Here is a 20,678-nt window from a genome sequence, read left to right as displayed (position 1 = left end):
TAAGAATGGTTACAGCGGCTGGCCATTTTCTTAGTTTTTCCAGCTGTCCTTCTCAGGATCCTGAAGTGCCTATGCTAGATCCCATTCCTCCTCCGGCTTTGGAAGAATACCTCTTGGAAGCGGGCATTGTCGACCGCTCGCAACTAAGTTTGGCCAAAAAACTGCAGCGCCGCCAGCAGGGGCCGCTGCTGATGATTCTTTTGGAACTGAGCTTTATCGATCTCGACCAGCTTAGGCGGCTTTTGGATCTGGGCCGCCTCTACGACCATGCTGCAAACGCTGGATAGCCTGCAGTCCAACTGGCAACAGGAGCTGGCCCGCTGGTCGGCGGTGGGGCAGGGATCCCTGCTGCTAAAAAATTGCGGAAGCAAGGAAGTGGCAGAGCTGGTTTGTGGGTTACGGCAGGTCTGTGCCCCTGCTCAATCTTTGACTTTGCTGACCGCAGACTTGGAGGTAGTGGCCGGTCCGCTGACGCTGCAGAGCTGGGAGCCAGAAAAAACGGGCCCTTTTGCCCATCTCTATCTAGAGCGTGCTGAGTCTGCCCAGCACCTCAGCCGTCTAGCAGCAATTGTAGCCCGGCTACGTTCCCCCAGCGGCTGCCCCTGGGATCGCGCCCAGACCCCTGAATCGCTTACTCCCTACATTCTTGAAGAAGCCTACGAGACTGTGGCGGCCATTCGAGCCGGGGATCCAGCCGCTATTGCCGAAGAGCTAGGGGACCTGCTGTTGCAGGTGGTGTTGCAATCCCAGATCTTTGCAGAGCGAAACCATTTCAACCTGGAAACCGTGGCAGCGCGGATTGCCGACAAGCTAATCCGCCGTCACCCCCATGTGTTTGGGGAGACCCTACAGCCAGAGAGTTTTGACCTTTCCCAGTTGCACCGCCTTTGGGAAGACATCAAGCAGCAAGAGCAGCCGCAGCAAACCCTTGGTCAAAAACTGCTGCACTACGCTGAAACTCTGCCTCCCCTGATGGCCGCCTTGAAAATTTCCCAAAAGGTGGTGGCCTCAGGAGTGGAGTGGCCAAGAGAAGAAGGGATCTGGGCCAAGATCCGCGAGGAAGAGGCCGAGCTGCGCCAAGAGCTGGAGCGCGATCCCCCCGACCGGGCCCGCCAGGAAGCAGAGCTGGGAGATCTGCTGTTTGCCCTAGTTACCTTGGGGTGCTGGTATGGGCTGGATGCTGTCCAGGCGCTAACGCAGACCAATCTGCGCTTTGCCCGCCGTTTTTTGCGCCTGGAAGAGCTGGCGCGGCAACAGGCAGAATCAGAGCTGCCTGCCCAAGACTTCCCCCTCAAAGGACGCACCCTGCAAGAGCTAGAGAGGCTCTGGCAGCAAGCCAAGCAAGACCACCCCTGATCCTCTAGGGATGGCGGGGCAACTCTAGGACAGGAACCACTAGCTCTTGCACAGGCAGAGCTACGGGTTGGGCAGTTTCGCCACTCGCAGAGGAAGGTGGCCAAGAGGAAGAAGTTGGCGCCTTGTCAACAGGGTGGAGTCGCCAGCGGATGATCTGCTCGCCACGGTAAAAGGTCACCAACAACTGGTTCCCCTGGGGTTGGATTTGCCAAGTGCCATCACCACTGGTAACCGAAGTCTGTTCCCCAGAAAAGGGTGCATCTAAAGCCGGCCCTGATTGGCTCCAAATCCGTCCGCCCCCTGTTTCCAGAACCAGTTGCACCGTTGCTCCCTGTCCTTGACCACTCAAGATCTGGCCAGTGCCAATCCAAACTTGGGTCTCTTGAGCTGCTGCAGACTGCCCAAGCTGCAGAGCCAGGAGCAACAGTCCTGCCCAGCTTCCCCAGTTTTGTGGCGCTCTTCCCCAACGCCGAGGGAAAGAAGAACAGCAAGCAAAGAAGGCCATTGCTCCCCCGTTGTACTCCACGCTGCGATAAAGCTAGACCCCGTCTGGCCGCAGCAGCAGTTCTTTTTCCCAGTCTAACCTTGCCCCTGGGTTGAGCCGGTTGTGGGCTCCGCAGTCGCCTTGATCCCAATCTAGGCAACTGCTGCCCCCCCAGATAGGCTGCAACCTGAGCCTCTGGGTGCGGGGATCCCTAACAACCGTTTCGCCAATGCGCAGACCCGCTTGAGAGGGCAACCCCCAGCGCTTCCCGCTAGGACACTGCCCCTGCTTGCCTGGCTTGCTCGACAAGGGCGGATTCTCGAGCGGGTATGGCCTCAGTTGGGTCTACAGGGCAGCGGCCCGGGCGAAGGTCTCCCTGCTGCCCCTCTGGCTTAGGTGTTCCTCTCCCGTTCCAGCTTGGCTATTGCTATCTGGCTTTCCAGGCGGGAAATGCCCTCGCGAAGGGCTACTACCTGGGCTTCCACCTGCTCTAGGGAGTGGCGAACGGCCTCTGCTGCACTTAGGTGTTGGTTGCGCTGCACCAAAGCCTGGCGTGCCAGCTCGTCCTGATTGTGTTGGGTAGCCTCTTGGGCTCTGACAAACCACTCTTCTGCCTTTTGCAGCAGTTGACTGTACTTCCGTTCCAGTTGCTTGCGGCTGGCCAGAGTTGTGGTTAGGCTGCGCTGCAACTGTTTGAGATCCCGCTCCAGCTGCCGGAGGCTTACCCTCTCTTGGCTGGGCTTTTTCCACAGCAGCTTGCTCAGCCCTACCATCACCACCACTGTGGCAATACCCACACCCGCTGCTGCCGCTGGGTTTTCCCGCAGGAAAGACCCATCCAAAACCTGAGGTCCTGCAAAAGCTGAGACTTGCAGTGCCGCTTCTCGAAACTCCCACGGCATCACCGGCTGGTTTTGCTGCCAAAAACCCCGGCGTGCCGCCTGCGCGACCCCTTGAGCTTCCAGGTAGCGCTCCCGGCTGTCCCCCTGCAAAAAGCGCTCGTAAACCACTGCCTGCCCCTGGCGCAACATCTCCAAGTTCACTAGGCCGTCGGCGTTGTACACTTCGGCAATGTGCAGCCCTTCTGGGGTGATGTAGAGGGTGTCTACCTGCACCAGGGATCCCGGCGGCAGCAGCTTTTGCAGAGCCTCCTGGGAGAGGCGCCCCCACCGCCCCTGCGTTAGCTCCGGCGCATCCACATAGGCAAGACGAAAACGGGTTGGCCTGTCGTTTAGGTCTGCCCAGAAGGTGTCCCCATCGACCACCGACCGCACCCGCACTGTCTCAAGAGATTGGGCTGCTGCAGGTAGGACAAGCCAACCGCTCGAAAGGGCAGCCGCCGTCATCGGGAGGGAAGTTTTTGAGCTCATGGGGGTCACTCCTTAAGGAAATCGAGAAAAACTCTGGGAACAAACCCCAGCCCCAAGACGTCTCTAGAGGGTGCTACGAGGATAGCTGCTTTTCCCGGGGCTGGGGGGAGTGCTTTTTCTGCATAAGAAAAGTTAATTTTCCTTGCCCAAAGATCCGGCTTTTGACTAACTTGGGGGAGCAGCAGCATTTTACAGGCGGAGGCGATAGGGCTCTTCCTCGATCCCATTGGGCAAGGGGGGCGGGAGAATTTCAATTTCTCCGGTGGGCAGCGTCCGCAGGACTGTGCCCAATTGCGCCAGTTGCTCCAAGGCAAGCAAGCGGGTGTCTTGGTCGCTGGTGGCGTTAAACACGCTCAGCCAGACATCGAAGCGGGAACGGCGACTGAGAGGGCTGCGGGCAATGTTGTCCCCCAACTGGCGAAAGTCGTCACCCGGCAGGCCTACCTGTTCCCGCCAAGCTGCGGCTTGGTAGTAGTCATTGCGACCTGCTTCCGCATCCCCCAAAAACATGAAATTGATCAAGGCGCGGTCTACGTAGAGTTTCCAGGCATCGGGATTGTTCTGGGGATTGAACTGCCGCAGGCCGCGATCCAAAATCTCAATAGCTTTTTCCGGCTGGCCGGCCTGATAGGCCAACACCAAGCTAGACAAGCGGTAGCCCAAGAAAAAAGAGGGATCCAGCCGCAGCATGTGGTCAAAGTACTCGTAGGCAAGGCCATAGCCAGTCTGGGCGCGGGCAGGAGCGTCTCCGTAGTACTGGATCAGCTCCAACCACAGCCAGGAAGCTCCCAGATTGCGGTAGCCCAGCCAGCCCAGGGTGTTAGCCAGGGCGATGTTGCGGTTCTTGCGGACCTCAGCATTTTCTATGGCCTCCAGGTTGATCCGCTCCACCATGGGCAGCTGGAGCCGCACTACCAGGATCCCACACAGCAATGCCCCACCCAGGGCGGCCAAAGTGCGGGTCAGAGACAGGGAAGAGCGATAACGGGGTAAAGTGGCAGTGCTCATGGAGGCAGAGGCGCGGGTAACTACCCTCCATCATGGCACTCCCAGCTTCCTAAAGGAGGAGGCTAGCTTCTAGGCCCAGGAGGGCCTGCAAACCCCAGCAGGGGGCTAGGCGGCGGAGCAACTTGTGGCTCCTGGCTGGGTAAGCGCAAAGTAGGGCTTGTTGCCGTGGCAGAGGGGAACCCTTGGAACCGTTCTCAGCTATGCTGCTGCGTTAAGTGCTGCCAAAGCTGCAGGGGAATGCGCTCGTGCGGGCACGGGAGAAACCGCAGCTGGGCCAGATCCTCCGGCAAGTAGTGCAAAGCCACCCGCGCCGTTGCATCCAAGAGGCTGTGCCGCCGCTGGGGATGCTGCTCCGCTTCTCCCAAAAACACATCCAGCCAGCCATCTCGCTCTTGACAGCGAATCCGCAAAGCAGACAGAGAAGGTAGAGACTCTTGGCGATAGAGCCGAAAGCCCTGCTCAGGACTCCACCCCAGCCACCACTGAGGCGCCAGTTGCCCCAACTGCCGACACCACTCTCCTGACTGCACCCGTTGCCATGTCATGCTCACCCTCCGCGACCTGCAAAGACCTAGCTGCAAATTTTTTCCAACTACTTTAGCTAAGCACTCTACCAGACTCCCTCAGTTTGATGCAAGTCTCTGTCAAAGAGGGTCCGCTATGTCCCGGGGATATATTGCAACTTAATCTCAATAGCGCTACACTGTCACTCAGGGTGGAGTCCCATCCATCAGTCTTCCTCTCTTGCCTTGGGTAGAGTGGGGATCCCGCGCCGGCGGAACTGGCCATCCTGCGTTTGGCAGGGATCCCCTTTCCCCTCAAAGTTGAAGATAGGGGAGGGGGGTTTGCCGCCAACACCGTGTTGAAGGAGGAGGTAGCAGTTGAGGGTGATTGCGCTTGCGTCGGCGGGCTAGCAAGCGGAAGCGGCGTGACTAGATGGCGTGAACGCTAACCGTGACGAAGCGATCGGAACGTCTTCTCTCTTTATCTCCTGTCTCCCAGGAAGTAGGGATCCCTTACTGAGGCATTCCTTGCTCTTACCCCTAGCCCCTTTTCCCGTCTCTCCAGAGGGGAGCTAGGGATCACTTTTACACCCTCAACCACCCTTTCAGATTCTTGTTTTTGTTTGGCGTGAACACTAAAGGGTTGCGCCTCGGTCTTGCAGCCACTGAACAGCTAGCCTGTGCTGCCGCTTTTGCGCATAGGCTAAGGGTGTGTGTCCCTCCTGATTCCGGGGGTTTAATTCGGCCCCATGCTGCAGCAAAAGTTCTAGGATTGGAACATGCCCTTCCCAAGCCGCCCAGTGCATGGGTGTGGCTCCAAAGCGGTTGCGGGCATTCACATTGGCCCCGTACAGGATCAAAAAGCGAGCAATACCCAAATGCCCTTGCGCGGCTGCCTCGTGGAGAGGGGTTCGCCCTGCTTCATCGGCTCCATCCACTGGAGCTCCCTTGGACAGTAGGCGAGCTAGAACGCTTTTCCTACCCGTAGCCGCAGCCCAGTGGAGAACTCTACAAGCGTTTGCCCCTTTTTGGATCAGCAGACCGATAACTTCTGCTTGGTCGGCCAAGGCAGCCCGATGGAGAGGAGTGTATCCGTGGCGATCTGGCAGATCGATCTCGCTGCCTGCCTGGAGAAGCCGCTCCACCACTTCCACCTGGCCGCTGGCTGCAGCCAAATGGAGGGGTGTAGCCCCGCTGGAATCCACCGAGTGGACAGAAGCGCCATAAGCCAAAAGCAAGTCCAACAACTCCAGGTTGCCGATGAGTACTGCTTTGTGAAGTGGGGTAACCCCCTGCCAATCGGGAGCATTCACATCTGCCCCTTGCTGCAAGTAAGCCAGCAACTGTTGCAGATCTTGATTGGCCAAGGCGCGGTGCAGGACTTCGCTCATAGTTACTGGGAAATAGAGCTTAAAGTTAGGAATAGGCAAAGTCTAGGCTTTACAGCTTGGGCAAAGTCTAGCACTGGATCCCTGCCTCTGAAGTAGCTGCACGCAAGAGGCCTCTTGGTGCTCAGCTAGCAGGGTCAATGCAGCATCAAGCCTTGACCATGAGAACTATTCTCAACAAGCTTGCATCTCAATTGCATTAGCGCCGAGAGGATCCCTTGGTTCAGCCCGGGTTGACATGCTATGATCAGCGGCAGAGTCAGGGGTCGGAGCCGACTTTTGGCCCAGGTTCCCTTCTGCCACCGCTCATGGACTACTACGCGATTCTGAACCTGTCTCCCCAAGCAGATAGCGAAGATATCAAGCGAGCCTTTCGCCGGTTGGCACGGCAGTTTCACCCCGATGTGGCAGGAGAGGGATCCCGAGAACGATTTGAGCAGATCTATCGGGCCTACCAAGTGCTGAGCAACCCTGAAGAGCGGCGGCGCTACGACGCCCAACGACAATCCCCACCCAGTCCTGGGAAAGGAGAAAGGCGGGTGGTTGTGCGCACCACTGGGTCAGGCTCCACCTCAGCAGAACCACCGGCTCGGGACTCCCTTGAGGCAGGAATTGCCCGCGTTAAGGCCGCCTGGCGCGAGCCCAAGCTGCCCACGGCAGTGGCTCTGGCCGAAGCCCTCCTGAAACGCTTTCCCAACTCCGGCGAGGCCATCCACATCTTAGCTTTGGCCTATCAACGCTTTGGCAACCATTTGATCCAAGAGGGGCGCCACCGGCAGGCAGAAGCCTATCTGAGAAAGGCCTTGGCCACAGAGCCAAATAACCGGGAGTTGGCCTTTGAAATCCGGCGAGATCTAGCCCGTCTGGGCATCCAGGAGGGATCCAGCTAGCTGCCTGGGGCTGCAACTTTCAACTGCTGGGCCGCCCACTGCCGGAGCCGCTGGCGGTTGACCTTGCCCTGGGCGTTGCGGGGGATCCCGCTACACCACAGCCATTGCTTGGGGTGCTTGAAGGGGCTTAGTTGTTGCGCAAGGTGCCGCTTTAGGTGCTTCTCCAGCTCGTTGCCGCTTAGAGAGATCCCAGCCCTGGGCACAGCCACCGCCACCACCTGCTGTCCCCACTCCTCATCGGGCAGGCCCAGCACACAGACATCTTCCACCCAGCCGCTGGCGCGGATTTCCCCCTCCACCTCGGCGGCCATCACCTTTTCCCCTCCAGTCAGGATGAGCTCGTCAGCGCGGCCCAGCCAGTGGAGACAGCCTTGCGAGTCCAGATAGCCCCAATCGCCGGGGGTGAAGCCCCGCTGTTGCCATTGGCCTAGAGAATCTGCCTCGCTGGAGAGAGGGTAGTAGCCCAGTGCCAGCGACTCAGCCCACACGTGGATGCGGCCTACCAGGGGATCCCCTCTCTCGCCGCAGATCTCCACAGTGGCGTGGGGTAGGGGCCGGCCCAGACTGTCGCTGCCCTGTAAGAAAGCTTCCGGCAGCAGCGTACATACCTGGGAGGCGGTTTCGGTCATGCCGTAGGTGAGGGCTAGGGGCAAGTGCAACTGCCGGGCCTGTTGCCGCAAACTGGGCCAGGTGGGGCCACCGCCAACCAGAATGGCGCGAAACTGGCGCAGGCTCTCCAAGACTCCTGGCTGGGCGTTGAGCAGCAGCCGTTGCAACTGGGTGGGCACCAGCGACAGGAAACTTCCCGGCAAAGGGGGATCCCAAGCCTCGGCCTGCTGTTGCCGTTTCCAATCCCAGACAATCCACTGCCCGCCGCTTAGCCAAGAACGAACAGCCTGCATCAGGCCGCTGACGTGGTACAGGGGCAGGACACAATAGCTATGGACACACTCCACCCGGAAGTGCTGTTGGTGGGCTCTGGCGGAGGTGCTGAGGGTACGCCAGGAGTGCACCGCCCATTTCACCTGACCGCTAGAGCCACCGGTAGGGATCCCAATTACCGGCCAGTCGGCGCTGGGCAGGAGCTGTTGCCAATGCTCCAGCTGGGGGTTGGAGGAGGCAGGATCCTCCTGCAACTGCCCTTGCCGCCAGCACCAAGCGGATCCCAGGCCAGCTAAAGCTTGGCCCCACTCCCGCTTTCCCCAGCGAGGATTGGCCAAGAAGAGAGGGATCCCCAGGCGCTGGCAGACTAAAACCAAGGCCCACACCTGCAGCGGATCCGAGTCTGCCACTAGCAGAGGAACGGCCTTTTCAGCCAAAGGACGTAGGTGTTTTTCTAGACTGGCAAGGCGTTCCTTCAGGCTGGGGGGACAAGAAAGGTTGGAGGACATGATTCCAGGGGTCAGGTAGGCGGCAGGGGAAGCCTCGGCCTGGACGCTGTGGCAGCCAGCTACAGCCTAGGGGTACCGGCGAGCCAGCTCGGCAGTTTTTGAGGCATGGCTTATCATGATCTAGGCTTGTAGTAGGAGGTGCGGTTTGTGATCGAGCCCATTTTGTTGGGGATCGTTTTGGGGATGGTTCTGGTTACCCTGGCAGGCTTATTTGTGTCGGCCTACCGGCAGTACCAGCGTAGCAATAAGATGGGGCTGTAGGTCCAGCAGGTTGGCCTTGTCCTGCGAGGAAATTGGCCAAGGGGGAAGGTGGCATAGCAATGCAGTGGCTGCGCACGGTGGCAGCTTTGCGAGAGCAGCTGGCCAAGTGGCGGGGATCCACCATTGGCCTTGTGCCAACGATGGGAGCCCTGCACGAGGGGCATCTGAGCTTGATTCGCCGCTGCCGCCAGGAGTGTGACCACACGGTGGTCAGCATCTTCGTCAACCCGCTGCAATTTGGCCCCACCGAAGACTGGGATCGCTACCCCCGCGATGAGGAAGGAGATCGAGCTCTGTGTGAAGCAGCAGGCGTGGACGTGGTGTTTGCCCCCGACCCGCAAGAAATGAGAGCCGATCCCGCAGCCGCCAGGGATCGCACTTGGGTTAACCCTCCCGAATCCCTTTTGCAAACCCTCTGCGCTCCTCACCGGCCAGGGCACTTTCGTGGGGTAGCCACCATAGTGGTGCAATTGCTAAATCTGGTTCAGCCACAGCGGGCTTATTTTGGCCAAAAGGATGCCCAGCAACTGGCCATCATCCAGCGGCTGGTTCAAGACCTGCAGATTCCCACCACCATTGTTGCCTGCCCTACCGTGCGCGAGGCGGATGGCCTTGCCTATAGCTCCCGCAACCGCTACCTCTCAGCCGAGGAACGGCGGGTAGCTACTGGCCTCTACCGCGCTTTGCGCCGGGGCTATGAGCACTGGCAGGCGGGAGATCCCTCTGCCGAGGGGATCCTAGGTGCAGTTCGCGCTGAGCTGGAGGGCACCCCTGAGTTGCGTGTGCAATATCTGGAGCTGGTGGATCCGCAAACCCTCCAGCCGCTGCCGGAGGTAAAAGAGAAGGGACTCCTGGCAATTGCGGCCTATGTCGGGCAAACTCGCCTGATTGACAACCTGCTTTTGTCTAGAGACGAAGCCAATTCCCTGCCTCAGAAGGAAGGGGAAGCGGTGCCGCCTTCTCCAAAAAAGGCGCGCCGTCCCCTGATTGCCATTGACGGCCCTGCAGGAGCTGGTAAGTCCAGCGTGGCCCGAGCGGTGGCTGCTCAGCTGCAGCTTCTCTACTTGGATACAGGGGCCATGTATCGAGCTATCACCTGGCTAGCGCTGCAGCGGGGGATCCCGTTGGACGATGCTGAGCAACTCACCCAACTGGCTGCCCAAACGCAACTGACTCTGCAAAGTGGCCCCTCGGCTGACGAACCAACCCGCATTTGGGCCAATGGCCAAGAAATTACCCAGGCCATCCGCTCTCCCGAAGTAACCCGCTGGGTTTCGCAAGTGGCGGCAGTGCCAGGCGTGCGGCAGGAGTTGGTGAAGCAGCAGCGTCTCCTGGGTCAAGAGGGGGGAGCCGTTCTGGAAGGGCGCGATATTGGCACCTATGTCTTTCCGGATGCTGAGTTAAAAGTCTTTTTGACTGCCTCGCTGGGAGAGCGAGCGCAACGTCGACAACATCAGCTGCAGGCGCAAGGGCAGATAGTGTCCCTGGAGGAACTCAAGGCCCAGATCGAGCAGCGGGATCGCTATGACAGTGAGCGTCAGATTGCCCCTTTGCGGCCTGCCCCTGATGCCATTTTGATCGATACAGACCACCTAAGCCAAGCCGAGGTGGAAAGCAAGATTGTGATGCTGTACCGGCAGCTTTTGGAAAAGGCCGGCTCAGATCAGCCCGATACGAGAGGTTAAGACGGAAAGGGGTGGGGTATGCCCTCTGGCCAAATAGCTTGAGTAAAATTCCCGCCTCCAGCGCTGGGTAGTCGGGAACACTATGGGTAATCTACTTCTCCTTGCCGTCTTACTTCTGGTCTCAGCGTTTTGCTCGGGTGCCGAGACAGCTATCACCGCCCTGGACAACCTGCGCCTGGAGTCCCTGATCGAGGAGCAGGGGGATCCGCAGGGGCTCTATCGGCTAGTTCAGCAACAGCGATCCCAGCTGATTACAACCTTGCTGCTGGTGAACAACTTTGTCAACATTGGCATTGCTGCCCTGGCTACTACTATCTCCATTGAACTGCTGGGATCCCAGCTGGGGGGCTTGGTGGCCACCCTGCCCACCACCATCCTGGTGCTCTTGGTGGGCGAAGTGGCTCCCAAGTCTTTGGCAGTCAGCCATCCGCTGGCAGTGTTCCGCGGGGTGGTGCGGCCTGTATATGCCCTAGCGGTGCTGCTGCGCCCTTTTACCCATGCCTTTGAGTGGCTTGTCGGTAGAGTTTTTCATCTCTTGGAGCTCTCTCCCCTGACGGCTACCACTTCTCTCAAGGATTTGGAACTGCTGATTGATGTGTTGGGTCAGCGGGGGCTGCTGGATTGGCAGAAGCGGCGCCTGTTCCGCGGTGCCCTAGCTTTGGATGAGCTGCGAGCACGGGATGTGGCCAAGCCTAGAGTAAAAATGGAAACCATCTCCCACGATAAAACCCTGCAGGATGTGGTGAAACTCTGCCTAGAGACGGGCTACTCCCGCATTCCTGTGCAAGGAGAATCCAAAGACGAGATCGTCGGTGTCATTCACCTCAAGCAGGCCCTGCGCCACCTGGAGCAAGAAGGCAATGTCAAAGTAACCCGGGCGATGTCCCCGCCCTTCTTTGTACCTGAGACCAAGCGCGTTAGCCTGCTGCTTAAAGATATGCTGCGATCCCGCCAACACCTGGGGATTGTGGTGGACGAATTTGGCGGCACCAGTGGCCTGATCACCCTGGAGGACATTTTAGAGGAGCTGGTGGGGGATATCTACGACGAGAGCGACCTCTCCCCTTTGCTGCTGCAGCGGCAACGACGGCAGCGCCCCTCCTCTCCTGGATCCCCCTAAGGGAGGCTGCTAGCCAGCTTCTGTGGAGTCTTGGTTGGCTTCCGCGGGGTAACGGGCCACAAAAAAGATCCAAAAGCTGTGGATCCCTACGCCCAGGCCCCACCCGCCCAATAGAGGCAGCAGCCACGGCCAATCGGCTCGGTACAACTGCTGGAAAAACACCAGTCCCGAGGCACTGCAGAGAAAAAACGCCAGATGGGCCGCGTAGGTGTAACGGTCATCCAGCTTGCGAAACTCAGGATCCCGACGGGAGGGCTTGCGGGGCCAGCGAGGTGGCATGGCAAAACTGGGCAGTTAAAACCTTCTTTACTGTAGAACAACCCTGGACAGGGATCGCTGCGGCTCGGGGCCTAACCCCAGCCTTGGCTGGGTTGCCCGGCGTTTGCTTTCCAAGTTTAAGAGGTTGGGTGGGGCCGCTCCCGCCAGCGGCAGCTGGGGGGATCCGTCTCGGCTGGCTGGTCCTCAAACTCCAGGGGGCCCTCCTCGGTGTACAGGTGCAGGTCAAACCAGAAGGTGGATCCCTGTTCCAGCTTGCTTTCTAGACAGATGCGGGTTCGGTGCTTCTCCAAGATGTTGCGCACAATGGCCAGGCCCAGGCCAGTGCCCTCCAGGGTGTGGACGCGGTTCTCCACCCGGAAAAAGCGCTCGAAAATCCGCTCTTGATCCTCGGGCGCAATGCCAATGCCTGTGTCGGCCACTGCCACCCGCACTGCCTGAGGGGATCCATCCGGCCGCACCACCAGGTGGGCATGCACCGTCACCGTGCCGCCAGAGGGGGTGAACTTGATGGCATTGCCCAAGAGGTTGGTCATTACCTGCAACAGAAGGTCGTAGTTGCCCCACACCAGCGGCAGCTCTGGATCGACGAACTTGCGCAGTAGGATCCCTTTGTCGCGGGCCTGCAGGTGGTGGGTGCGTAGAGTCTGCTCAATCACCGCTGCGATATCGACACCCTCGAAGTGATACTGCTTGCCCGACTCCAGGCGGGACAAATCCAAGACGTCATTGACTAGGCGAGTGAGGCGGTCAGTCTCGCGGTTGGCAATTTCCAGATAGTCCAGCCGCTCCTCCGGCGACATCTGCTCGCCGTACTCGTAGAGGGTCTCGATAAACGACTTGATGCTAAAGAGGGGGGTGCGCAGTTCGTGGCTGATGTTGCTGATGAACTGGGCTTTGGCTTCGTTGAGCTCTGCCTCGCGGGTAATATCCTGCACTGTGATGACAATCCCCTTGAGGTTTTGCCGCCGCGGGTCGGATACCGGCGACAGCAGGATGCGGATGACCCGCTTGGTAGGGCTGGTGAGGTTAACGCGAATTTCCTCTGCCTCTTGATCCCCGCGGGCAATTTGCATCAGGGGGCGGGCCAGTTGCTGCCGCAGATCCTCGGGCAACAGCTCCAGCAAGGGCTTGCCCAAGACAGGCTCCCCTTCCCAGCCGAACATGCGAGAGGCAGCCGGGTTGAGCAGGAGGATCCGAAACTCGGCATCCAGCAAGATGGCAGCATCGACGATAGAGAAAACTAACGTCTCCAACTTGGCCTTGGCGGCGGCCAGTTCCTCGATGTTCTGCTCTTCGTAGCTCTGCAGCCGCTCCGCCATCTCGTTAAAGCTGTCAATCAGCTGGGCCAGCTCTCCCCCAAAGGGCAGGTCAATGCGCTGCTTGAAGTTGCCCTTGGTAATCTCCTGGACGCCCTTGACCAGTTCTTTGATGGGGTAGGTGATGGTGAGGGCATTGACCACGGCTCCCAGAATGGCCAGAACCCACACTGCCAAAAACACCCCAATCGAGACCTCCCGCGCCAGTTGCGTGGAGCGCACGAGGGCGGGGTTGGGGTTAATGCCCAGGGCTAGGGTGCCCAGGAAACGGCCCTGGTGATAGATGCCCACAAAAATGTCCGTCACCCGCCCCGCAGGGGTGAGGTGGGTGCGCACCAGCGGCTGGCCCTCGGCAGGCGGGCGGTTGTCCGGCAGTTGGATGCGGCGGGTAAGGCTGAGGGAGGTTTTCACCTCCTGGTTGGAAAACGGGATCCCGTAGTAGATGTTTCCCTCCGGGTCGGCGTAGAGCAAATAGCGGATGCTGCTGGTGCTCTCAAAGTATTGCCGCGACAGTTGGGCCACTTCGCTGATGCGGTCTTCGGCAATCAGGGGAGCGACATTGGCTGCCAACAGCAATCCCAGATCCCGGCCAAAGCGGGCCTCGTTAAAGCGGGCATCCTGCTGTACAGTGCTGATGGCCCAGAAGGTGAAGCTGCTCACCACCAGGGAAACTACCAGGGTGGCCACAAAGAGCAACTGGGTCTCCAGGCGCAGCTTGTGTTTCCAGCGCGCCCACCAGCGCCGCAGGGATCCCCAAAAGCCCCCTCCCCTTGTCGGCTCCGCAGCCTCCCCCGGTGAGGGCTCTGGAGGAGAAGAAGCTGACTCAGGCGATTGGACGTTGGCAAGGGGCTCGGCAGTGCTAACAGGAGACATGAACCCGACGTAACTGGAGAACGCTGTCGCCACCATTTTGACATGGCTGCCGACAGGGTTAAGAAAGGGTTAGATTTTCTGAAAAGATTGTTACAACAGAAGAGGCAGTGCTAGCCCCAACTAGGGATTCTGAAGGCGCAAGGGGAGATGCCTCTAGAGGGGCTGCAGGCCTAGCTTCTCGAGCAAAGCCGCAGCGGCAGCCTGGCCCGGATTGGCCGGAGTCAACAACTTTTCGCCGGTGAAGATGGAATTGGCGCCTGCGCTCTCGGACAGGTTTTTCCGCCCTGCCGAGAGCCGGATCTGGGCCATGGGCAGCAGCAGCGGATCGGGAGGGGGAAGCTGGCCCAGGGGCGTGCCGGCCACCGGCACCAGCGCGTTGATGGGTACCGAAGTGGGCGGCGGCGTCAGGTTGGCCAAAATGTACAGCAGGGCGATGCGGTCTTCGTCGGTTTCCCCAAGGCCGACAATGCTGCCACAGCTCTCCAGGCCGGCTACCCCCACAGGGGCCAGAGTCTCCCGGCAATCCTATATGCGGGGGTAGAACTCCGGCGAGGGGTCCAGATTGGGGTTGTAGGCTGTCAACCCTGCCGCCGCCAACTGCTGCGCTTGAGCAGCTGACACCCTCCCCAACGTGACACAGGCTTCCATCCCCAGCTTGCGCACCATGGGCACCCTCTCCAGCACCCGCTCAAACGCCTTCCCTTTCGGGGCTGGCCGCCAAGCAGCGCCCATGCATAGCCGGGTGGCGCCGTGCTGGCGCAGCGAACCCCGCAAGGTCAAGGGGTTGGTCTCGATCCCTGTCGAGTAGCGGGCGCTTTGGGGGCAATAGGCGCAGAGTTGAACCCGGTTGGGAGGGTGGTGCTGTCGGTGCACCGCTTGCGCCTCGAACACCAGCTGCGGCAGCGGCCGATAGTACTCCGGAGCAGTGGCCATGCCGGCAATGTCCAAAACTCCCTAAAAGCTTGCCAGTACTCTTAGGCTTGGTTAGAATGCTGAGTCTGTGCTTTGGGAAGGCGAACCCGTCTCGCTTGGAAACCCAACAATGATAACCGCAGAAGCAGGGGCCAAAGGCCCTATTAGCCAATTTATTGAGCATCACTTTCGCCACTTTAACGCCGCCGCCCTGCTGGATGCCGCCAAGGGCTACGCCGCTCACCTAGAAAAAGGCGGCAAGATGATGGTGACCTTGGCAGGCGCTATGAGCACGGCGGAGCTAGGGCTTTCCCTGGCTGAGATGATTCGGCAGAACAAGGTGCACGCCATCTCCTGCACCGGCGCCAACCTGGAGGAAGACATCTTCAACCTCATCGCCCACGACTTCTATGAGCGGGTGCCCAACTACCGCGACCTCAGCCCGCAGCAGGAGCAGGAGCTGCTGGAGCGGCACATGAACCGGGTAACGGATACCTGCATCCCGGAAGAAGAGGCAATGCGGCGCCTGGAAAAAGCTCTGCTGGAAGAGTGGATCGCTGCCGACCAGGCGGGGGAGCGCTACTTCCCGCACGAGTTCATCTACCGCATCCTGCGCAGCGGTCGGCTGGAGCCCTATTACCAGATCAATCCGCGGGATTCCTGGGTTTACGCGGCCATGGAGGCCAACTTGCCCATCTACGTGCCGGGCTGGGAGGACTCCACCACCGGCAACATGTACGCTGCCCACTGCATTACCGGCGAGATCCGCCATGTCCACACCGTCCGCACGGGCATTGAGTACATGATCCACCTGGCGGACTGGTACACGCGTACCTCGGCGGAGTGCTCCATCGGCTTCTTCCAGATTGGCGGTGGTATTGCTGGCGATTTTCCCATCTGCGTGGTGCCTATGCTGCACCAAGACCTGGGCCGCAAGGGGATCCCCCTGTGGGGCTACTTCTGCCAGATCAGCGACTCCACCACCAGCTACGGCTCCTACTCAGGGGCAGTGCCCAATGAGAAGATCACCTGGGGCAAGCTGGGGGTTGACACCCCTAAGTTCGTCATCGAGTCGGATGCTACCATCGTGGCGCCTTTGATTTTTGCCTGGGTGCTGGGGTGGTAGGACCCCGCTTCGGGATAGATCAGCGAGGCTGGGGCCGACCTGAGGCAGGACGGGGCCGTTGGGAGAGCAGAATCGCGGCTTCCCAGTGCCCCATGTCCTGGGCAATGCGCAGGGGGGTGAGGCCGTAGCCGTCTGGCTCGTCAATCTTAGAGCCATGTTCCAGCAGCAGCCGCACCACCTCGGGGTTGCCCGACCAAGCGGCAAAATGTAGGGGCAGGCCACCGGCCCCGAAGCGGGCATTGACGTTAGCACCTCCCTCGAGCAAGGCCTCGGTCACTTCAGGATTGCCTAGGCGGGCAGCCTGGTGCAGGGGGCTGGCTCCGCCGCGATCTAGCCAGTTGGGATCCGCCCCAGCGGCCAGCAAAAGGCGGGTGTTGAGGCCGCTTTCGACGAAAAACAAGGCGGTTTTGCCCCGCTCTTCCGTGACATTGGCGTCTTTCCCCAGCCAGAGGGCCAGTTGCAGCCGCAGCGGGTTGGCGGTGGCCAGAGCTTGCGGATCTTCCGGCAGGGAGTAGCCGTAGAACCCCAGCCCTCCTACCAGCAGGGGTCCCAGCCCAACACCCACAGCCCACCACCTACGCTCCATGGCCCTACTCCTCAAAGAACAGGATGGCCATCCCTTGGCTGGGTAGGGCCTGGGCCGAAAGCAGCAAGGGGTTACTGAGGGCAGGTTGCACAGCAGCAGCGGGAAAGAGGCGCAAAAACGCTGCTAAAGGTTGCAGCTCGCATTGGGACGCCTCAGCGGCGGCGGTGCGATACATAGTCGGGATGACCAACTTGGGCTGCAGCACTTCGATGGCTGCCTTGGCCGCCTCGGGATCGTAGTTTTTCGGCCCACCCCCCACCGGCACCAGCAACAGGTCAGGGCGAGCCAGCAAGATGGACTGTTCCCGGCCAATGGGCTGCAGGGCCCCTCCCAAATGGACAATGTCAATCCCGGCCATGCGCCAGCGCCAGCCCACGTTGAGGCCAAAGCGAGGGCCCCGCGGCATGCGCACCCCCTGCACGCGGATCCCATCGATGACGTAGTCCCCCGGCTGAAACAGCACTTTAGGGTTGCCGGGCACCACGTCCAGGGCCCCTTCGTCCAGGAGGCGGCTGCTGAGCAGCACCAAGTCGGCAGCAACCCTGGGCGCAGGATAGCCAGCCGTGCAGCCCCCTGGCCGAAAGGGGTTGACCAGAAAGCGCTTCCCCTCCCCCTCAAACAAAACGCAACTGTGGTGCAGCCAGGTCAGTTGCAGGCTCTGGGGGGTGAACTCCAGGGATCCTCCTGGGGAAGGGGCCGTTTGAGCACCTCCTCGCTGACCCCCCACGGCAAGGGATCCCAGCAGGCTAGCGCTGGCTTGCAAAAGCTGGCGACGCTTCATGGGGTGGGGATCCCTGAAGCAACCACGCCAGCCGCTGGCTGGGGCGCTCCTAAGGCATGGAGCTGCGCCAAGCGCAGGAAGTTGCTCAACAGGCGCTTGCCCTCAGCGGTCAAGATGCTCTCCGGGTGGAACTGCACGCCCTGCACGTGGAGATAGCGGCGGTGGCGCACCCCCATGATAGTGCCATCGCAGGTTTGGGCCGTCACCTCTAGCTCGTCAGGACAGGTGGAAGGCTCGATGACCAAACTGTGGTAGCGGGTGGCCGCAAACGGCTGGCTCAGCCCCTCAAACACCCCCACCCCCTGGTGGTAGATGAGCGAGGTTTTACCGTGCATCAGCTCAGGAGCGGGCACAATGCGCCCCCCATAGACCTGGCCAATGCACTGGTGCCCCAGGCAGACGCCCAAGATTGGCAGCTCGGGTCCCAGCTCCCGAATCAGCTCCAGCGAAATGCCGGCCTCCTCAGGCCGCCCTGGCCCCGGCGAGATAACCACCGCCTCTGGCTGCATCTGGCGCAGCTCAGCCACTGAGATCTCGTCATTGCGAAAAACTCGTATCTGCGCCCCCAGCTCCCCCAGGTATTGCACCAGGTTGTAGGTAAAGCTGTCGTAGTTGTCGATTACAACCAGCACGATGGCACCCGGCGACGGCACCTCATTTTAGCATTGCCCAGGCTTGGGTCTCCCCCAGCGGCAAGACTCGCAGCCCAGAGCCAACACCCGGATCAAGCTTGTATCCTGGAGGGTATAGCACACAAGCGGCAGCGAGGTGGCTAGCTTTTAGGTTGTTTTCTGATTCGGATCCCATGAACCCGCTTCTCTCCCCGGCAACCGACTTGCTGGACGAGTTGCGCAGGCTTTTCCCTTTTGAGCTGGATGAGTTTCAAATCCGAGCGATGCAAGCTCTAGCAGCTGGGGAATCGGTGGTAGTCTGTGCACCTACGGGATCCGGCAAGACCCTGATTGGAGAGTATGCCATCTATCGGGCTTTGTCCCAGGGCAAGCGGGTTTTTTATACAACCCCGCTGAAGGCTCTTTCCAACCAAAAGTTTCGCGATTTTGGCCAGCAATTTGGCCCGGAGCGGGTTGGCCTCCTCACCGGCGACATCTCCATCAACCGGGAGGCACCGATCTTGGTGATGACTACCGAGATCTTCCGCAACATGCTCTACGGCACGCCGCTCTCTCTGGTGGTCCAGCAGGGGGCTGACGGCAGCGAGATGGATGCCTGGGAAGCGGCGGAGGCCCTGAGCCGGGATCCCCTGCGGGATGTGCAGGCGGTGATCCTGGACGAATGCCACTACATGAACGACCAGCAGCGGGGCACCGTCTGGGAAGAATCCATCATCTACTGCCCTGCCCACATCCAGCTGGTTGCCCTCTCGGCCACCCTGGCCAACAGCGACCAGCTCACCGACTGGATGAACCAGGTGCATGGCCCCACCCGCTTGATTGACTCCAGCCATCGCCCGGTGCCACTGCAATTTCACTTTGCCAATCGCAAAGGGCTGTTCCCCCTGCTGGAGCAAACCGAGTCAGGCCGGTGGGTGTGCAATCGCCGTCTGAAAAGCAAGCCCTCCAAGTCAGGCCAGGCTCCCTACGGGGAAGTACCGGATATGGCCCAGGTGGTGGAAAACCTGCGCCGACGGGATATGCTACCGGCCATCTATTTCATCTTCAGCCGCAAAGGCTGCGACCTGGCAGTGGCCAGCTTGGGAGGCTTGGACTTGACTACTTCTGAAGAAGAACGGCGGCAATTAGCTGAGCAGATCGACCGTTTCTGCCGGGAAATGCCGGAAGCGGTGCGCTGGGAGCAACTGGATGCCCTCTACCGGGGGATTGCTGCCCACCATGCCGGCATGCTACCTGCCTGGAAGGGCCTGGTGGAGCACCTGTTTCAGCAGGGGCTGGTGAAGCTGGTCTTTGCTACCGAGACGCTGGCTGCCGGGATCAACATGCCTGCCCGCACGACGGTGATTTCCTCCCTCTCCAAGCGCACCGATGACGGCCATCGCCCCCTGACTGCTTCCGAGTTCATGCAAATGTCAGGGCGGGCTGGACGGCGGGGCAAAGATGTCATTGGGCATGTGGTAACCTTGCAGTCCCCCTTTGAGGGGGCGCAGGAGGCAGCCCGCCTGGCTACCTCGGGGGCGGATCCCTTGGTGAGCCAGTTTACCCCCACCTACGGCATGGTGCTGAATCTGCTGCAGAAGCACTCTTTAGAGGCGGCCCGGGATCTCATTAACCGCAGCTTTGGCCAGTATTTGCTCTCGCTGCAAAAATTGCCCGAGCAACAGGAGCTCCTGCAAACGCGGGCCGAGCTGGAGGCAATTAACCGCCTTCTAGAGGGTATCTCCGACGAAGAGATTGCCCGCTACGAGAAAATGCAGGCGCAACGGCGGGAAGAACGGCGCATTTTGCGCTATCTCCTCAAACAGCAACAAGCAGAGCCAGATCCCACCCTGCGCCTGTTGGCTGTTCCCCACATCCAAGCGCAAGAGGAAAAAATCCGCGCCCTGGAAGCCCGCATCCGCGAAAACCCTGCCCACAAAGTTGGGAAAAAGCTGCTGGGTTTACGGGAAAAACGCCAACGCCTACTCAAGCGCCTCCAGCACCTGGAGCGGCAGAGTGAGTCGGTGCAGGAGCTGCGCTGGCAGCAATTTATGGCTCTGGTGGGCGTGTTGCAGGAGTTCGACTGTCTGCAAGAGTATCAGCCAACAGCCAGTGGGGAGGTGGTGGCTGCCCTGCGGGGGGATAATGAGCTTTGGCTGGGGCTGGCTCTGCTCTCTGGGGAATGTCTGGGCTGTGCCCCCCATCACTTGGCTGGGGTAATTGCCGCCCTGGTGGCCGAGCCTCCCCGTTCAGGGACCTACAGCCGGCTGCGCACCTCCGGGCTAGTTGAGGATGTCCTGCAGGGCTTGCGAGGCCTGCGGCGGCAGCTTTTCCGCAGCCAACGCCAACACCAGGTGTTTCATGTGCCGATTGGATTCGAGCCCGATCTGGCCGGGATCGTGGAACACTGGGCCCAAGGGATCCCCTGGGAAAAGCTGGAGGCCAGCACCAACCTGGATGCTGGGGATATTGTGCGCCTCATCCGCCGCACCCTGGATGTGCTCTCTCAGATCCCCTATATCCCCCACCTGCCAGCAGAGCTGCGGGAAAATGCCCGCGAAGCCCAAAAACTGCTGGATCGCTTCCCCGTCAGCGAGCTGATCTAGCGGCGCTCGTCCCGCTGGCGCGGCTGCAGGCTCTCTCTATTGGGGTTTCTGCACGGAGAGGGTGACCATCGAATAGGGGCTGAGATTTCCTTGTCCTACAGCAGTTTGCGGGCTTGTAGGATAGGTCTCGTG

Annotated in this window: 19 protein-coding genes and 1 pseudogene; 8 read left to right on the top strand and 12 right to left on the bottom strand. The window is 60.2% G+C overall.

The features are described 5' to 3' along the window. Positions 1-71 precede the first annotated feature (71 nt). The gene (locus NW822_RS03895; RefSeq protein ID WP_414361287.1) at positions 72-287 is read left to right on the top strand and encodes a DUF2949 domain-containing protein; all 216 of its coding nucleotides are present in this window, start codon (positions 72-74) and stop codon (positions 285-287) included. Further along, positions 268-1,356 carry a nucleoside triphosphate pyrophosphohydrolase gene (gene mazG / locus NW822_RS03890; protein ID WP_414361286.1) on the top strand — a complete coding sequence of 363 codons (1,089 nt, stop codon included), beginning with the start codon at positions 268-270 and terminating at the stop codon, positions 1,354-1,356. The genes NW822_RS03895 and mazG overlap by 20 nt, the downstream gene beginning before the upstream one ends. Before the next feature lie 4 nt (positions 1,357-1,360). On the opposite strand, the gene NW822_RS03885 is transcribed toward mazG, so the two are convergent. The 5 genes from NW822_RS03885 to NW822_RS03865 form a co-directional block, all read right to left on the bottom strand. Beyond that, complete coding sequence (locus NW822_RS03885) at positions 1,361-1,780, bottom strand: hypothetical protein (protein WP_414361284.1); 420 nt, start codon at positions 1,778-1,780, stop codon at positions 1,361-1,363. Positions 1,781-2,232: 452 nt separating this feature from the next. Then, the gene (locus NW822_RS03880; protein ID WP_414403591.1) at positions 2,233-3,210 is read right to left on the bottom strand and encodes a PspA/IM30 family protein; all 978 of its coding nucleotides are present in this window, start codon (positions 3,208-3,210) and stop codon (positions 2,233-2,235) included. Between the two features lie 189 nt (positions 3,211-3,399). After that, positions 3,400-4,218: a hypothetical protein gene (locus NW822_RS03875; protein WP_414403590.1), complete on the bottom strand. Its 819-nt coding sequence runs from the start codon at positions 4,216-4,218 to the stop codon at positions 3,400-3,402. Positions 4,219-4,412: 194 nt separating this feature from the next. Then, positions 4,413-4,763 carry a hypothetical protein gene (locus NW822_RS03870; RefSeq protein WP_414403589.1) on the bottom strand — a complete coding sequence of 117 codons (351 nt, stop codon included), beginning with the start codon at positions 4,761-4,763 and terminating at the stop codon, positions 4,413-4,415. A gap of 593 nt (positions 4,764-5,356) precedes the next feature. Then, on the bottom strand, positions 5,357-6,112 hold the full coding sequence (locus NW822_RS03865; RefSeq protein WP_414403588.1) for an ankyrin repeat domain-containing protein: 756 nt from the start codon (positions 6,110-6,112) through the stop codon (positions 5,357-5,359). A 305-nt stretch (positions 6,113-6,417) separates the two neighbouring features. On the opposite strand from NW822_RS03865, the gene NW822_RS03860 reads away from it, so the two are divergent. Further along, on the top strand, positions 6,418-6,999 hold the full coding sequence (locus NW822_RS03860) for a DnaJ domain-containing protein (protein WP_414403587.1): 582 nt from the start codon (positions 6,418-6,420) through the stop codon (positions 6,997-6,999). Here the strand turns inward: NW822_RS03860 and NW822_RS03855 are convergent. After that, positions 6,996-8,390, bottom strand: a complete 1,395-nt coding sequence (locus NW822_RS03855; RefSeq protein ID WP_414403586.1) for a 2-succinylbenzoate--CoA ligase — start codon at positions 8,388-8,390, stop codon at positions 6,996-6,998. The genes NW822_RS03860 and NW822_RS03855 overlap by 4 nt on opposite strands. A 147-nt stretch (positions 8,391-8,537) precedes the next feature. Between NW822_RS03855 and petG the strand changes: the two genes are divergently transcribed. The 3 genes from petG to NW822_RS03840 all read left to right on the top strand — a co-directional run bounded on the left by petG (position 8,538) and on the right by NW822_RS03840 (position 11,456). Then, complete coding sequence (gene petG / locus NW822_RS03850; RefSeq protein ID WP_414361271.1) at positions 8,538-8,651, top strand: cytochrome b6-f complex subunit V; 114 nt, start codon at positions 8,538-8,540, stop codon at positions 8,649-8,651. A gap of 59 nt (positions 8,652-8,710) precedes the next feature. Beyond that, the gene (locus NW822_RS03845) at positions 8,711-10,336 is read left to right on the top strand and encodes a bifunctional pantoate--beta-alanine ligase/(d)CMP kinase (protein ID WP_414403585.1); all 1,626 of its coding nucleotides are present in this window, start codon (positions 8,711-8,713) and stop codon (positions 10,334-10,336) included. A gap of 82 nt (positions 10,337-10,418) precedes the next feature. Further along, positions 10,419-11,456: a hemolysin family protein gene (locus tag NW822_RS03840; RefSeq protein WP_414361267.1), complete on the top strand. Its 1,038-nt coding sequence runs from the start codon at positions 10,419-10,421 to the stop codon at positions 11,454-11,456. Positions 11,457-11,465: 9 nt separating this feature from the next. Here NW822_RS03840 and NW822_RS03835 read toward each other — a convergent pair whose 3' ends face one another. The 3 genes and pseudogenes from NW822_RS03835 to NW822_RS03825 form a co-directional block, all read right to left on the bottom strand. Then, a complete protein-coding gene (locus NW822_RS03835; RefSeq protein ID WP_414403584.1) occupies positions 11,466-11,735 on the bottom strand; it encodes a 2TM domain-containing protein in 270 nt (89 codons plus the stop codon). A 116-nt stretch (positions 11,736-11,851) separates the two neighbouring features. After that, on the bottom strand, positions 11,852-13,924 hold the full coding sequence (locus NW822_RS03830) for an ATP-binding protein (RefSeq protein ID WP_414361263.1): 2,073 nt from the start codon (positions 13,922-13,924) through the stop codon (positions 11,852-11,854). A gap of 153 nt (positions 13,925-14,077) precedes the next feature. After that, positions 14,078-14,857, bottom strand: a pseudogene (locus tag NW822_RS03825) (biotin synthase). Positions 14,858-14,966: 109 nt separating this feature from the next. On the opposite strand from NW822_RS03825, the gene NW822_RS03820 reads away from it, so the two are divergent. Continuing rightward, the gene (locus NW822_RS03820) at positions 14,967-15,962 is read left to right on the top strand and encodes a deoxyhypusine synthase family protein (protein ID WP_414361261.1); all 996 of its coding nucleotides are present in this window, start codon (positions 14,967-14,969) and stop codon (positions 15,960-15,962) included. Between the two features lie 19 nt (positions 15,963-15,981). Here the strand turns inward: NW822_RS03820 and NW822_RS03815 are convergent, their stop codons facing one another. Genes NW822_RS03815 through NW822_RS03805 form a run of 3 tightly spaced genes read right to left on the bottom strand, consistent with a single transcriptional unit; the run spans position 15,982 to position 17,961 of the window. After that, positions 15,982-16,548 carry an ankyrin repeat domain-containing protein gene (locus tag NW822_RS03815; protein WP_414403583.1) on the bottom strand — a complete coding sequence of 189 codons (567 nt, stop codon included), beginning with the start codon at positions 16,546-16,548 and terminating at the stop codon, positions 15,982-15,984. 4 nt (positions 16,549-16,552) lie between these two features. Then, positions 16,553-17,329: an MBL fold metallo-hydrolase gene (locus NW822_RS03810; protein ID WP_414403582.1), complete on the bottom strand. Its 777-nt coding sequence runs from the start codon at positions 17,327-17,329 to the stop codon at positions 16,553-16,555. Further along, positions 17,326-17,961: an anthranilate synthase component II gene (locus tag NW822_RS03805; RefSeq protein ID WP_414361255.1), complete on the bottom strand. Its 636-nt coding sequence runs from the start codon at positions 17,959-17,961 to the stop codon at positions 17,326-17,328. The genes NW822_RS03810 and NW822_RS03805 overlap by 4 nt, the downstream gene beginning before the upstream one ends. A 173-nt stretch (positions 17,962-18,134) precedes the next feature. Here NW822_RS03805 and NW822_RS03800 point away from each other — a divergent pair, with 173 nt between their 5' ends. Further along, positions 18,135-20,546, top strand: a complete 2,412-nt coding sequence (locus tag NW822_RS03800) for a DEAD/DEAH box helicase (protein WP_414403724.1) — start codon at positions 18,135-18,137, stop codon at positions 20,544-20,546. Positions 20,547-20,678 lie beyond the last annotated feature (132 nt).

The sequence above is a fragment of the Synechococcus sp. H70.2 genome, from assembly GCF_047462275.1.
GTDB lineage: Bacteria > Cyanobacteriota > Cyanobacteriia > Thermostichales > Thermostichaceae > Thermostichus.
Note: the sequence above shows the minus strand (reverse complement) of the source record. Positions and strands in the feature narration are given on the sequence as shown.